This window comes from Streptomyces sp. NPDC005551 (assembly GCF_042871785.1).
Lineage (GTDB): Bacteria > Actinomycetota > Actinomycetes > Streptomycetales > Streptomycetaceae > Streptomyces.
This window is the reverse complement of the sequence record NZ_JBIAJE010000004.1, coordinates 499,896-512,440: the sequence shown is the minus strand read 5'-3', so window position 1 is coordinate 512,440 and position 12,545 is coordinate 499,896. Positions and strand designations below refer to the sequence as shown.

At 70.5% G+C, this 12,545-nt stretch carries 13 protein-coding genes; 11 read left to right on the top strand and 2 right to left on the bottom strand.

Going from position 1 to position 12,545, the window contains the following annotated elements:
- The first annotated feature begins 88 nt into the window (after window positions 1-88).
- The 4 genes from ACFYP4_RS14670 to ACFYP4_RS14655 all read left to right on the top strand — a co-directional run bounded on the left by ACFYP4_RS14670 (window position 89) and on the right by ACFYP4_RS14655 (window position 4,194).
- The gene (locus tag ACFYP4_RS14670; RefSeq protein WP_388785536.1) at window positions 89-880 is read left to right on the top strand and encodes a DUF2637 domain-containing protein; all 792 of its coding nucleotides are present in this window, start codon (window positions 89-91) and stop codon (window positions 878-880) included.
- Between the two features lie 283 nt (window positions 881-1,163).
- On the top strand, window positions 1,164-1,610 hold the full coding sequence (locus tag ACFYP4_RS14665; protein ID WP_388785534.1) for a MobC family plasmid mobilization relaxosome protein: 447 nt from the start codon (window positions 1,164-1,166) through the stop codon (window positions 1,608-1,610).
- Window positions 1,611-3,260 carry a relaxase/mobilization nuclease domain-containing protein gene (locus ACFYP4_RS14660; protein WP_388785532.1) on the top strand — a complete coding sequence of 550 codons (1,650 nt, stop codon included), beginning with the start codon at window positions 1,611-1,613 and terminating at the stop codon, window positions 3,258-3,260. It abuts the gene before it with no gap.
- A gap of 64 nt (window positions 3,261-3,324) precedes the next feature.
- A complete protein-coding gene (locus ACFYP4_RS14655; RefSeq protein WP_388785530.1) occupies window positions 3,325-4,194 on the top strand; it encodes a plasmid replication/partition related protein in 870 nt (289 codons plus the stop codon).
- Window positions 4,195-4,310: 116 nt separating this feature from the next.
- Here ACFYP4_RS14655 and ACFYP4_RS14650 read toward each other — a convergent pair whose 3' ends face one another.
- Both ACFYP4_RS14650 and ACFYP4_RS14645 read right to left on the bottom strand, forming a co-directional pair.
- Window positions 4,311-4,853: a flavoprotein gene (locus ACFYP4_RS14650; RefSeq protein WP_388785528.1), complete on the bottom strand. Its 543-nt coding sequence runs from the start codon at window positions 4,851-4,853 to the stop codon at window positions 4,311-4,313.
- Entirely contained in the window at window positions 4,850-6,133 is a 1,284-nt protein-coding gene (locus tag ACFYP4_RS14645; RefSeq protein ID WP_388785526.1) for a helix-turn-helix domain-containing protein, read from the bottom strand. The genes ACFYP4_RS14650 and ACFYP4_RS14645 overlap by 4 nt, the downstream gene beginning before the upstream one ends.
- A 170-nt stretch (window positions 6,134-6,303) precedes the next feature.
- On the opposite strand from ACFYP4_RS14645, the gene ACFYP4_RS14640 reads away from it, so the two are divergent.
- The 7 genes from ACFYP4_RS14640 to ACFYP4_RS14610 are packed head-to-tail and all read left to right on the top strand — an operon-like array spanning window position 6,304 to window position 12,541.
- Window positions 6,304-6,756: an ATP-binding protein gene (locus ACFYP4_RS14640; protein ID WP_388785524.1), complete on the top strand. Its 453-nt coding sequence runs from the start codon at window positions 6,304-6,306 to the stop codon at window positions 6,754-6,756.
- On the top strand, window positions 6,753-8,075 hold the full coding sequence (locus ACFYP4_RS14635) for a UDP-N-acetylglucosamine 1-carboxyvinyltransferase (RefSeq protein WP_388785522.1): 1,323 nt from the start codon (window positions 6,753-6,755) through the stop codon (window positions 8,073-8,075). Before ACFYP4_RS14640 ends, ACFYP4_RS14635 begins: the two co-directional genes overlap by 4 nt.
- The gene (locus ACFYP4_RS14630) at window positions 8,072-9,286 is read left to right on the top strand and encodes a metallophosphoesterase (RefSeq protein ID WP_388785520.1); all 1,215 of its coding nucleotides are present in this window, start codon (window positions 8,072-8,074) and stop codon (window positions 9,284-9,286) included. The genes ACFYP4_RS14635 and ACFYP4_RS14630 overlap by 4 nt, the downstream gene beginning before the upstream one ends.
- On the top strand, window positions 9,283-9,822 hold the full coding sequence (gene dcd, locus ACFYP4_RS14625; RefSeq protein WP_388785518.1) for a dCTP deaminase: 540 nt from the start codon (window positions 9,283-9,285) through the stop codon (window positions 9,820-9,822). The genes ACFYP4_RS14630 and dcd overlap by 4 nt, the downstream gene beginning before the upstream one ends.
- Window positions 9,819-10,355 carry a deoxycytidine triphosphate deaminase gene (locus tag ACFYP4_RS14620; protein ID WP_388785516.1) on the top strand — a complete coding sequence of 179 codons (537 nt, stop codon included), beginning with the start codon at window positions 9,819-9,821 and terminating at the stop codon, window positions 10,353-10,355. Before dcd ends, ACFYP4_RS14620 begins: the two co-directional genes overlap by 4 nt.
- The gene (locus tag ACFYP4_RS14615; protein ID WP_388785514.1) at window positions 10,352-11,455 is read left to right on the top strand and encodes a glycosyltransferase family 4 protein; all 1,104 of its coding nucleotides are present in this window, start codon (window positions 10,352-10,354) and stop codon (window positions 11,453-11,455) included. Before ACFYP4_RS14620 ends, ACFYP4_RS14615 begins: the two co-directional genes overlap by 4 nt.
- Before the next feature lie 54 nt (window positions 11,456-11,509).
- Window positions 11,510-12,541 (top strand): serine hydrolase domain-containing protein, encoded by a 1,032-nt coding sequence (locus ACFYP4_RS14610; protein WP_388785512.1) that lies wholly within the window; start codon window positions 11,510-11,512, stop codon window positions 12,539-12,541.
- Window positions 12,542-12,545 lie beyond the last annotated feature (4 nt).

The window sequence follows — 12,545 nt, the reverse complement described above, 5'->3', positions numbered from 1 at the left end:
CTTATCACCCGCCCTGGGGCCCACCAGCCGCCCCGCACTTTCGCCTGGAGTCAACGCACCCTTGTTTGCACCCACCAAGCGCATAACTGTGCCGCCGCTGAACGTCGCGATCCAAGTGGGTGTGGCCCTGCTGGCCGTGGCCGCCTTCGCCCTCTCGTACGACGCGCTGCGTCAGATGGCCGCCGCCAGCCACATCTACTGGCTGCTCACCTACGCCTTCCCCCTCGTGATCGACGGCTTCATCGCCATCGGCATCGGCGCCCTCCTCGTCCTGCGCACCGCACCCATGCGCTCCCGCGTGTACGTCTCGGCCCTGGTCGGCATCGCCACCGCCACCAGCATCTGGGCCAACGTCCTGCACGCCGTCCGCCTCGACCAGCAGAGCAGCCCAGGCGGGCTCGCCCTCGGCAACATCACCGTCGGCGTCATCTCCGCCATCGCCCCGCTCGCCCTGGCCGGCGCCGTCCACCTCTACCTCATCGTCCAGCGCCACTCCGCACACACGGAGCCGGACGACGAGGGCCGCCACGACGCTGCGGCCACAACGCCGGAAGGTGGCGCGGCGCCCGCCACAACCGAACCCGCCTCCGGCAACGACGTGGCCGAGGAAGCCACCGAGCAAGTGGCGCAGCCCAAGAAGCGGCCCGCCAAGCGCCGTGACGACAGGCCGCTCGCCAACTACGAGCAGGTGGTCGAGATCGGGCGCACCGCGCCCTTGGGACGTGACGGCCACGTCTCCCGCCGCAACATCGAGAAGGCCATCAACGCCAAGGGCCTCCGGCCCGGCCGCCGCGAACGCCTCGAAGAGGTCAAGGCGCTCCTCCAAGCCGAGATCGACGGAGCCAACCGCGACGGAGCCCTCCTCGAAGCCGCCGCGTAGCCGCGGGGTCCCTCCCGCACGCCGACCGCTCGCCCCGGAAACGCCCTGGGGCGAGCGGCCTCTTCCCTCCCGTCCCCCACGCACGTCAGAAAGCCCGCCCATGCACGCACAGCACGTCCCTGCCTCCCACCCCACCACACCGCAGTCAGCCACGCCCCCGGCCCCGGGCGGAGCAAGGTATGACGTTGGACCGTCCAAGGGCCGGTCCAACGCGGAAGCCTCCGCCCCAGGGGTGACGGAGCCAAGGCCCCGGCGCGAGGGCGCACCGGGAACTGGGGTCGTCGTGCGTGCCGCCGACGAGGCCGCGCTGCACCGCGTCGCCCGCCGCCGCGCCCGCCAGAACGTCCAGCGCAAGGAGCGCGTCGACGTCCGCTACAGCATCGACGAGAAGACCGAGATCCTCGCCGAGGCCCGTCGTCTCGGCTTGGCCGGCGCGCACCTCGTCGGCGCCATCGTCATGGGCCACCTGAACGGCGACCTCGCCCTGCCCGAGCAGCGCACCACGACCGATGACCTGATCGACGAGCTGGCGGCCCTGCGCATGCAGGTAGCCAGGATCGGCACGAACGTGAATCAGATCGCCCACCGCCTCAACTCCGGTGGCGGTCCACACCCCGTGGACTCCGCCGTGCTCGCCGAGGCCGGACGGGTCCTGGCCATGGTCAAGCAGGCGGTCACCGCGATCGACGCCACCGCCGATGTGGCCGCCACACAGCAGCGGGCGGCCTGATTGATCGCGAACATCGTCAAGCCCGGCCACAAGACCAGGGGCGTCCTGAACTACCTGTACGGGCCCGGCCGCGCCAACGAACACACCGACCCCCACCTCGTCGCCTCGTGGGACGGCTTCGCGCCCGACCCCGGCCGCGACCCCGGCGCCACCCTCGCCGAGCTCGCCACCGTCCTCGACCTGCGCGTCAAGCAGGCCAGCCACAAGGCGCCGAAGAACCACGTCTGGCACTGCTCGATCCGCGCCGCGCCCGAGGACCGCCACCTGACCGACGACGAGTGGGCCACCATCGCCCGCCGCGTCCTCAACGCCACCGGCATCGCCCCGGCCGGCGACCCCGACGCCTGCCGCTGGGTCGCCGTCCGCCACGCCAACGACCACATCCACATCGTCGCCACCAAGGTCCGAGGCGACCTCCGCCCGCCGAGGAACTGGAACGACTTCCTGCGCGCCGACAAGGAACTCGTCGCCATCGAGAAGGAATACGGGCTCCGCCAGGTCCCGCGCGGCGACCGCACCGCAGCCAAGCGCCCCACCCGAGCCGAACAGGAGAAGGCCCAGCGCACAGGCAGAGCCACAACCGCCCGCGAACGCCTGCGCACCACCGCCCGCACCGTCCTCGCAGCAGCCACGACACCGGAGGAGTTCTTCCGGCTCCTCGAAGGCTCCGGGGTTCTCGTGGAGATCCAGCGGTTCCCCTCCGGGGACGTCCGCGGCTACAAGGTCGCCCTCGCCGGCGACACCAACAAGGACGGTCGGCCCGTCTGGTTCTCCGGCTCCACCCTCGCGCCCGAACTCTCCTACCCCAAGGTCAACGAACGCCTCGCAGCCAGCGACACCAGTCCAGCGGCACTGCCGGAGTCCCGTGCCTGGCGTCGCCTCGCCCAGGCCACCGACCGGGTGCCCGAGCTCCTCGACCACAGCGAGAACGAAGCCGGGCAGGCGCACATCACCGTGCTCGGCGAAACCCTCGACGTCCTGCCCCTCGCCGCCCCTCCGAGCCTTCGGCCCGGACTCCTTCAGGCAGCCACCGCCTTCGAGCGGGCCAGCCGCTCCCGCATCCGCGCCCAGCACCAGCAGGCTCAGGCCACCCGCCGGGCAGTCAAGGCGATTCTGCGTGAACCCGCTCCAAAGGACGGGGTCCTCCTCACGGTCCTCCTCGACGCCCTTCTGCTGGCGGCCGTGGCCGCGCAGCACTGGCACCGCACCCGTGGCCACAGTCAACAGGCGGAGGCCGCACGACAGGCAGCCGAGCATCTCCGGGCCGCGTACAAGTCCGCGGCAGCCGAGCCGCTGGCCGTGATCCACCGGCGAGGAACCGAGCTGCCCCAGTGGCTTCGTCTCCAGCAGGCGGCGACCGTGCGCCGAGCGCTCCCGGAACAAGCCGAACAGATCCTGGCCGAGCCCGGCTGGCCCGTCCTCGCGGCCACCCTCGCCCAAGTCGGCGCGGCCGGCCACAACCCCGCCGCCCTCCTCACCGAAGCCACCACCAGGCGAGAACTCGACACCGCCACCAGCGTCAGCGAAGTCCTCACCTGGCGGCTGCACCGCCTCGCCGACCTGACCCAACGCACCACCAGGAGTGCCCCGGCACCCCAGTCGGCTCCCTACCGTCCCGTCCGCACCGACCAGCAGCGCCGTACGCGCTGAATCCCGTCCGCCATCCGACAAGGAGCACACCCTGAAGATCCACCCCGTCACCAGCCTGTTCCCGATGCTCAGCCAGGGCGAGCTGCTCGACCTCGCCGAGTCGATCAGGACCGAGGGCCAGCACGAGGACATCGTCCTCGACGCCGACGGCGTCCTCCTCGACGGCCGCAACCGCCTCGCCGCCTGCGAGATCGTCGGCGTCGAGCCCCGCTTCACCACCTACACCGGCAACGACCCCACAGCGCTGATCTTCTCCAAGAACATATTTCGCCGACACCTCAGCAAGGGACAGGAGGCCGTGATCACCGTGATGGCGTGTTCATTTTCGGGACACTCCCTGCGGGACCTGTCCAAGCTCCACGGCCTCAGGCGCAGCCGCCTCTCCGCCGCCAACGTCGTCCTCAAGCACTCCCCCGACCTCGCCGAACAGGTCCGCATCGGCACCCTCAGCCTCGACAACGCCTACAACACAGTCCACGAGCGCAAGGCTTGGGCCGCCGCCCTGCAGAAGCAGTACGACCACCTCCGTGAGCACGCCCCCGACCTCGCCGAGCAGGTCACCGAAAGCGAGATCACACTCGCCGACGCCACAGCCGCGCTGAACGAGCGGCTGGAGACGGAGCGCCTCCGGCAGTACGTGATCAATGCCGACACCGTGCGTCTCGCCGATGGCGACACCACACCGCCCCTGGCCGAGCTCGTCGAACGGGGAGACATCACCTGGCCCGAGGCCCACCAGCGCGCCGAGGAGTTCGCCGTCCACCGACGGGACACCATCCAGCGATCCAGGCATGCCCTCCATCTCATCGCCGAGAACTGGAACGCCGTCCAGGACCTCGCAGCCCGCCGCGGCAGCCGCTACGCGCAAGAGGTCATCGACGGCCTCACCACCGAGGCCCGCTTCCTCGTCAAGGAATTGACCAGTCACCGCTGACGTCCCGAACATCCTGGGGGGCCAGCGCAACCCGCCGGCACCCAGAACCACCCAAGAGCTACCGACGTTCCCCCACGCGGCGGCCGACATCAGGCTGTCGGCATGACCGCCAATCCTCAGTGGGCTGCTCGCCGCACCAGCGCGGGAGCCAGCAGCTCCAGCGCCTCCTCCCACCGGAAGCGGTCCGCTCCTCCGCCCGCCTTCGGCCGGTGTGGCTCGTACGACCCGACCAGCACGCCCATGTCCCGAAGTTGGTCGAGGCTCCGGCCGTAGGCCGGGTGTGCGGCCATGGCGGCGTTCACGTACGGCAGGACGGCGGTCGGGATGCCCATCCCGTACGCCTCGCAGAGGATGCCCAGGGCAAGGGTGTCGGCGACACCGGCCGCCCACTTGTTGACCGTGTTGAACGTGGCAGGGGCGACGGCGATGGCGTCGGCAGACGGGAGCGGGCGCGGGGCGCCGGGGCTACGCCAGGCCGAGCGGATCGGGTGGCCAGTCTGCGCCTCGATCGCCTCCGTGTCGAGGAAGCCGAGGCCCTGTGGTGTGGCTATGACGCCCACGCCCCAGCCCCGCTCCTGCGCGGCGGTGATCAGCTTGTGGGCGTCGCCCGCGATGCCGGCGGCGCAGACGACGACGTACAGGAACGGCTGTGCGGTCACGCGGGGACTCCCAGTCTGCGGCGGAAGTGGTGGAGCTCGGGCAGGGTACGTCGCCGGTCGCGGGCGGCCATGTCGGCGACCAGGTCGCGGACGGCGGGGCGGCGTACGTCTTGAGCGGCGCAGGTCTCGGCGATCCGCAGGGCCTGGTAGCCCTCGGCGAGGCGGCCCTGCTGGTTGTAAGCGCGGGCTGCTTCGACCCAGAGGGCCGCTCGGCGTTCGGGGACGGGGATGTGGCGGCGCATGAGGGGTGCGGCGGTGTTCAGGGCGATGCCGGCGTCGCCGAAGGCGACTGCGGCACTCACCCCGTGAAGGGCGACGTTGGTGGGGCTGAAGTTGGCCCAGGCGTCGGGCCGGTCGAGCGCGACGTAGCGGGCGACGTCCCGGGCTTCGTCGAGGAATTCGCGGGTGGCGGCGCGGTCGCCGGCGGTGCTGGCGGCGGTGACGCCGCGCAGGAGGAGCAGGCCCACGGCGGCGAGGTAGCGCGGGGAGCGCTGGTCGTAGGCGCCGGCGAGCTGTCCCGCCGTGTGGCGGACGAGGGTGACGGCCTGGGTGGTGTGCTTCTCGCGGGTCAGGACGTGGGCGTGCACACGGACGCTGGAAGCGAGGACGACGGGGTCGCCGGAGCGCTCGGCTTCGGCCAGGGCGCGGCCCACCGCGAGCCAGGCGTTGCCGTGGTCCCCTTGCTTGAGCAGCAGGCTGGTCGAGGTCTGGTAGGCGGTGGCCAGGAGTCCGGCCATCTCGGCCTCGTTGCGGTGGTCGCCTGCGGCTTCCCGCAAGTCGGCGAGGAGGCCGGGCAGGGTGGCCTCCAGCTCCGCGTAGTCGCAGGTGCAGAACAGACGCCGGGCGGCAGAGACGCGGGTTTCCAGGGAGCCCGTATCCAAGGCGGCGGCCTGGCCGGAGGCAGTCCACGGACCGGGGAGGAGGGCGCGGACGAGGTTGTCGTGGGCGGCCGTGGCGGGAGTGGTGGGGGCCGTGAGGGAGGCGATGCTCGCGGCGAGGAAGGTGCGGCGGCGCATGTCTTCTGTCTCGGGATCGTCGGTCGTTTCTACGGACGGGCCAGGGTCGCCCAGGCCGAGGAGATGGAGGGGGATGTCGAGCTCGGCGGCGACGGCGCGTAAGACCCGGGTGTCTTCCGTACCGCGCCCGTTCTCCAGGCGGCTGAGCTTCGACTGGTGGTAGCCCAGCGCGGTGGCAACGTCCGTCTGCGAGCGGCCGGTGCGCTGTCGGGCGCGCTTGATCGTCTTGCCGATCTTCTCGGCTTCCGTCTTCACGTCTGCCATCCATGCCCTTCCGTCCGCGTCGAGCATGCCTCTGCGAACGAGCGTAGGCGAGCGGTACGGAGGCTTCATGCAGCTTCTGCATAGACGATGCAGGACGGGCACACGGCATCGCGAACGAGGCTGGCCGAGCGGTTCCTTGGGGTGGTCGATCCGACTCCTGGAGGCCGCTCGTGGAAGCGCACCAGCTCACCTTTACTCTCCCGCCCACACCGGTCGCCGTGCCCACGGCACGACGCCAGGTCCGGGAGGCCATAGCCGCCTGGCCGACGGTGGCAACGGCGTCGGAGGCCATCCAGACGGCCGAGCTGGTCGTCAGTGAGCTCGTCACGAACGCAGTCCGATACGCCGGCCACCAACCGATCAGCATCGCCGTCCAGTTCTGCGCCGCGACTCTGCGCGTAGAGGTCAGCGATGCGAGCCGCACTTTGCCGAAACCGGCGCTGCCGGACGAGGACAGCGAGGGCGGACGCGGTCTCTTCCTCGTCGGCGTCCTCGCAGACCGCTCCGGCACGGCGCCGACGGACTCCGGCAAGTGTTGCTGGGCCGAGATCGACATGGCTGCCTCACTTCCGGTCGGGGCTGCTGCCGCCTTGTCGCGTCCTACACAGAGGAGTTGTACGTGAGTACCCGCGTCCCCGCCGTCACGTCTCAGGTCATCGCGATCCGGCCCGGCCGGCCCCTCGCCGGTGCCGTGACGGTCGACGGTTCGAAGAACGCCGCGCTCCCGCTCGTAGCCGCTGCGGCAGCGCTCCTTCGCCCCGTCCGTCTCGACAACGTGCCCGCCAGCTCGGACGTCCAGACTCTGCTGGACCTGCTGCGCCAGGCGGGCTGGAACACCGCCCATCCGGTCGGTGACGACCACACCGTCCTCGTCCTTCCCCGCGAGGCGGCCCCGACGCCCGACGGCCTGGGCGAGGCAGCGTCCAGCATCCGGGCCTCGTACTACCTCGTCCCCGCTCTGATCGCCCTGTGCGGCCGTGCCCGGCTTCCCTGGCCGGGCGGATGCCGGATCGGCGACCGTGGGATGGAGCAGCACTTCAAGGTGTACGAAGCTTTCGGCGACCGCGTCCGCGTGGACGACCGCGGGTACGTGGTCGAAACCGGCAAGGCAGTCCGTGGCACGGTGTCGCTGGTCCTGCCGTTCCGGTCGCGCGGGGCGACGATCGCCGCAGTCCTGCGCTCCGTGGTCGCGGGTGCGCCGCTACGGCTGGGGCAGCCGAACCTCTCTCCTGAGGTCCTCGGCGTCGTGAACGCGCTGACGGCCGTGGGTTACAAGTGCCGTGCCGGCGAGCGCGTCCTCACCCTCGTGCCGCCGTCTTCCGTCCCGGAAGAAGACGTACCCGCCTGGAAGGTGCCGGGAGACAAGATCGAGGCCGGAACCCTGGCATGTGCCGTGGCCGCAACCGGCGGCACCGCGCGGATCAAGGGCGTCCACGGCCCCGATGTCGCGCCGCTGGTCACCGCCCTCCACCGGATGGGCATCCCCACGACCAACGAACCGGAGACCCTGGTCGTCCACGGACGGGACACCCAGCCGACCGGCCGCCCCCTGCGGGCCATGGCCACACTGGCCCCAGGCGGCCTCGACGCCGACTTCGAGCCGCCGCTCCTCGGTCTGGCCCTGGGCTTCCCCGGCACCCACCTGTTCTCGGACCCGATCAACCCCGGCCGCCACAACAACCTCATCCCGCAGCTCGTCCGCATGGGCGGCGAGATCACCGAACTGTCCTCCACCGAATGCCGGTTCACCGGCCCCCAGCGACTGACCGGTGCCGGAGTAGAAGCGACCGACATCCGCACGGGTTCGGCGCTGATGGTCGCCGGCCTCACCGCTCGCGGCGTCACGACACTCGGCGGGGTCGACCAGATCCGCCGCGGCCACGCCGATCTGCCCGGATCGCTCCTCGCCCTCGGCGCCGACATCTGCGAGGTCACTCCATGACCGCAGCCAGGCACTTCCAACGGATCATCGCCACCACCGACGTCCACTCCGCCTTCGACAACGCCGTACCGATGCTCGCGCACCTGCACGCCGCGAGGCACGACAGCTTCGTCGTCGACTGCGGGGACTTCTTCGAGGGCACGGGCTACTACCGGCTCGGTCAGGGCCGGATCGAACGGGACGCCCTCGCCCGTCTCTACGACGCCGTCACCCCGGGCAATCACGGCTGGGACCACCACTTCGAACCCGACCTGTACGACATCACCGTGTGCGCCAACGCCATCGACGACGAGACCGGTGAGTTGCTCTTCCACCCTGTCCGCCTGGTGCGCATCGGCACCCGACGTGTCGCCGTCACGGGCATCATCGGCCCGCAGGTGTTCAACGCCATCCCAGCCCACCAGCGCACCGGCCACCGTGTCATCGAGCCCGTACGTGCACTGCGCAAGCTGATGCTGGCCCATCACCACCAGGCCGACTCCTGGGTGGCGCTGAGCCACTCCGGGTTCGACGAGGACCTCAAGCTGGCCGAGTCCTGCCCATTCCTGGACGTCGTCTTCGCCGGGCACTGCCACAGCGATCGACCGGAGCCTGTGGTCGTCGGTGACACGCTGGTCCTCAAGGGACGCGAGCTGGCGGCGGGATACGCGCTCGCGCAGCCTCTGGGCTCCGGCTGGACCGCTCACGTGGCCGGCTTCCCACCAGCGGCCGACCTCCCAGACGAGCTCACGTCGGTACAAGAGGCCATCGACGCCATCCGCGACCAGCTGCGCACACCGCTGGGGCCGGTCCGGCACCTGTACAGGAACGGTCCACTTGACCGTCACGCCGTTCTGCTGGACCTCGCCGACCGCCTCCACAATGGTCTAGGCGCCGAAGCCGTCGTCCTGAACGAAACGGCCCTCCGGTCGCCGCGGCTCAACACGGTGCTCACGCATGGCGATCTCCTGGCGATCGAGCCCTTCGACAACCAACTCGTGCACGCCCACGTGCCCGAGCACTTCTCCGCCGACCCGACGGCCCTCCTCACTCACCTCACCGAGCAAGCCGGCCCGATCATGTCAACGCCCGATCCACTGCCCGACCGCCTGCCGACCGTGCTGACCACCAGCTATCTCGCTGACGCGTACCTCGGAGGCCGTACCCGGCAGGCCGGCATCCGTCTCAGCCAGGCCGTGCAGCACACGCTCACCGATGGAGACTCCCGATGATCCTCACTGGTCCCGAGATCACTCAGGCCGCGGCGGACGGCCGCATCCGCATCTTCCCGTTCGAGCCGACGCAGGTGAACCCGAACAGCTACAACGTCCGGCTCGGCGGGACCCTGCTCACGTATGCCGCCGACGTGCTGGACGCCCACCGGCCGAACTCCACCGTGCCGATCGAGATCGGGCCGGACGGCTTCGAGCTCCAGCCCGGCCAGCTCTACCTCGGCCACACGATCGAGGAGGTCGGCTCCGACACGTTCGTGCCGCTGCTCTTCGGCCGCTCCTCGGTCGGCCGCCTCGGCCTGTTCGTCGAGATCACCGCCCCCATCGGAGACATCGGCTTCCACGGCCAGTGGACGCTCATGCTCTCCCCGATCCGACCGCTGCGCGTCTACGCGGGCATGCGGATCGGCCAGATCATGTTCTTCGTATCGGTCGGCCCGGTGGCCCTCTACGCGGGCAAGTACCAGTCGTCCGCCGGCCCTCAGCCCTCCGCGTACTGGCGCGACGACGCCGCTCTCGGGGCGGTGGCCTCGTGATCCTCACCGGCCTCGCCATCGCCGCCGCCAGGGCCGCCGGCGAGATCACCATCGAGCCGTACGAGCCGCGGAGGATCTCCCCCAACGCCTATGACTGGCGCCTCGGCGACACCCTGCGCCTACACGACGGTTCCCTGGACTCGGCGAGGCCGACCGAGTTCCAGGAGGTGCCGATCCCCGCCACCGGCTACGTGCTGCGGCCGGAGGTCCTCTACCTGGGGACGACGTACGAGCGGACCGGCTCGGAGGCGTACGCGCAGTTCCTCAACGGCGACCGGACGATCGGCGCGCTCGGCATCTGGGTCCACGTGTCCGCTCCGCTCGGACACCAGGGCCACGCCATCCGCTGGACACTGGAGATCCGCGCCAGCCAGCCGGTCCGGGTCTATCCGCGCATGACCTTCGGGAAGTTGGTCTTCCTCCAGGCCCTCGGTGCCACGGCCAGCTACCAGAACCACGGCCTCAAGTACCGAGCCCGCCAAGGCATCGAAACGTCCCGCCTCTACGAGGAGAACCCGGGAGACCGCGCGTGAACCCCACCGTCGTCACAGCCCTCGACCTGCCGTTCCCGAGCCCCGGCGGAAGCGTCGAACTCTTCCTCGACCTGTACACCGGTCGAAATCCCCTCCTGCCCGCACGGGCCTTCATGCTCGCCCCGGAGCACAGGGGCCTGCGGCCGGCAGTACCAGCGGGTCTGGAGCTGGTGCAGGCACCGGGGAAGTGCCTGACCGGATACGCGTTCCGCCGTTACGTCGCCACACTTCAGCGAGCACTCGCAGAGGCGGTCGATCCAGGCAAGGTCGAGGTTCTCCACCTGCAGCACCTTGCCTTCGGCGCCACACCAGCCCTGCTCCGTGCCTTCCCGAATCACCCGCGGATCGCCCTCGTCCACGGGACCGATCTCCTCTTCGCGGAGACGCACCCCGAACAGCTCGCCGCCATGCGCGAGGCGGCCTGGGCCGCCGACGTCGTCGTGGTGCCGACCGGCGCGATGGCCGACCGCCTGCTTCTGCTCGCCCCCGACACTCGCCGTCGCAAGGTGGAGAAGATCCCCTGGGGCATCCCGGACCGTCTCATCGCCAGCCCTCCGCCCCGGGGCCGGAACCAGCCCTCCAGCCACCTGCGGATCCTGTACGCCGGCCGCCTCACCCCCGAGAAGGGCTTCGACACCCTGCTGGCAGCCCTTCCCCTCACCCAGTCCGTGGAGCTGTCCATCGCCGCGCCCCGAGCTGAATTCCATACCCTGCGCCACCGTCTCCACCAGCGTGGAGTACACGTCCACTACCTCGGCTGGCTACGGCGGCCACAGCTGTGGAAGACGTTCGCCGACCACGACGTCCTGGTCATGCCCTCCACGACGCTGGAGGCCATGGGCCTCGTGGCTCTGGAAGCCCAGGCATGCGGCCTCCCCGTCCTCTTCCAGCCGGTTCCCGGCCTCACCGAGGCGCTGGGCGGCACCGGCCTTGCCACCGACTTCGCCGACCCGCATGCCGTCGCCCGCGAACTCGACCGCCTCCGCACCAGCCCCGGCCTCCTTCCCGCCCTTCGTGCGGCCGGCCTCACCAACGCGGCCCGCTTCCCCCTGAGCGCCACAGCCACGGCCCTTGCCGAGCTCGGCAGACGGCTCACCTGATCACCCGTGGCGCACCCACTCCAGGGACAGCCGCCTCACTACGATCGGAACACCATGACGCTCGACATCCCGCGCATTGAGCAGCTTCTCCAGCACGGCGTCCGCGACCGGGTCTATCCGGGAGCAGTCTGGGCCGTCGGCAACGCCGAGGCCACGACGGCGAGCGGGGCGGTCGGTCTCCTCGACCCGGCCGCCCCCGACGAGCCGATGCGACTCGACACCGTCTTCGACATCGCCAGCCTCACCAAGATCGTCGCGGTGTGGTCCGTCATCGGAACACTCGTCGAGGAGGGCAAGCTCCAGCTCCACACCCCGCTCGGCACCTTCTGGCCCGAGGTCACCAACCACCCGCTCGCCCAGGTCACCACCCACGAGCTCCTGACCCACACCGCAGGTCTACCTCTGCGCGCCAACCTCAAGAACCTGTACGGCACCGACCCTCAGGACATCCGCGACGGCGTTCTCCGGGAGGCACTCCACCGCGCCCCCAGCGAAGCCGTCGAGTACACCGATCGCGCCGCCCTCATCCTCGGCTACCTCTCCGAGTACCTCGATGGCCAGCCCCTCGACCTGCTGGCGGCCAGCCGCGTCTGGGAGCCGCTCGGCATGATCGAGACCCGCTTCGGTCCCCTCCCCGCGGACGTGGTCGCCCGCTGCGCCCCCACCGAACTCGACGAGGAAACCGGCACCCATCTCAAGGGCACCGCCCACGACTTCTCCGCCCGCCTCCTCGGCGGCACCTGCGGCATTGCCGGCACCTTCTCCACCCTCGCCGACCTCAGCCGCTTCCTCCGCCACATGCTCGCCCCGACCCAGGCCGTCTTCGGCCCGACCTGGATCGCCGACTCCCTCCGCATCCGCACAGGCGAACTCATCCCGGCCCGCGGCTTCTTCTGGCACCCGGCCCCTGGCACGGGCCTCAGGGAGGACGTCTGGGTCCACTACGGCTTCACGGGCACCGGCATGTGGATCAGTCCGAAGCAGGAGCGCTGGGCCGTCCTCCTCACCAACAAGCTCTACTTCACCCGCGACCGGGTGCCACTGACCGACGTCCGGAACACCTTCCGAGCTGACGCCTTTTCCTGACCTG

Excerpts from the sequence above, each read along its gene's own strand:
- ACFYP4_RS14645 (WP_388785526.1), bottom strand. The coding sequence starts at position 6,133 with ATGGCAGACGTGAAGACGGAAGCCGAGAAGATCGGCAAGACGATCAAG.
- dcd (WP_388785518.1), top strand. The coding sequence starts at position 9,283 with ATGATCCTCACTGGTCCCGAGATCACTCAGGCCGCGGCGGACGGCCGC.
- ACFYP4_RS14610 (WP_388785512.1), top strand. The coding sequence starts at position 11,510 with ATGACGCTCGACATCCCGCGCATTGAGCAGCTTCTCCAGCACGGCGTC.
- ACFYP4_RS14655 (WP_388785530.1), top strand. The coding sequence starts at position 3,325 with ATGCTCAGCCAGGGCGAGCTGCTCGACCTCGCCGAGTCGATCAGGACC.
- ACFYP4_RS14630 (WP_388785520.1), top strand. The coding sequence starts at position 8,072 with ATGACCGCAGCCAGGCACTTCCAACGGATCATCGCCACCACCGACGTC.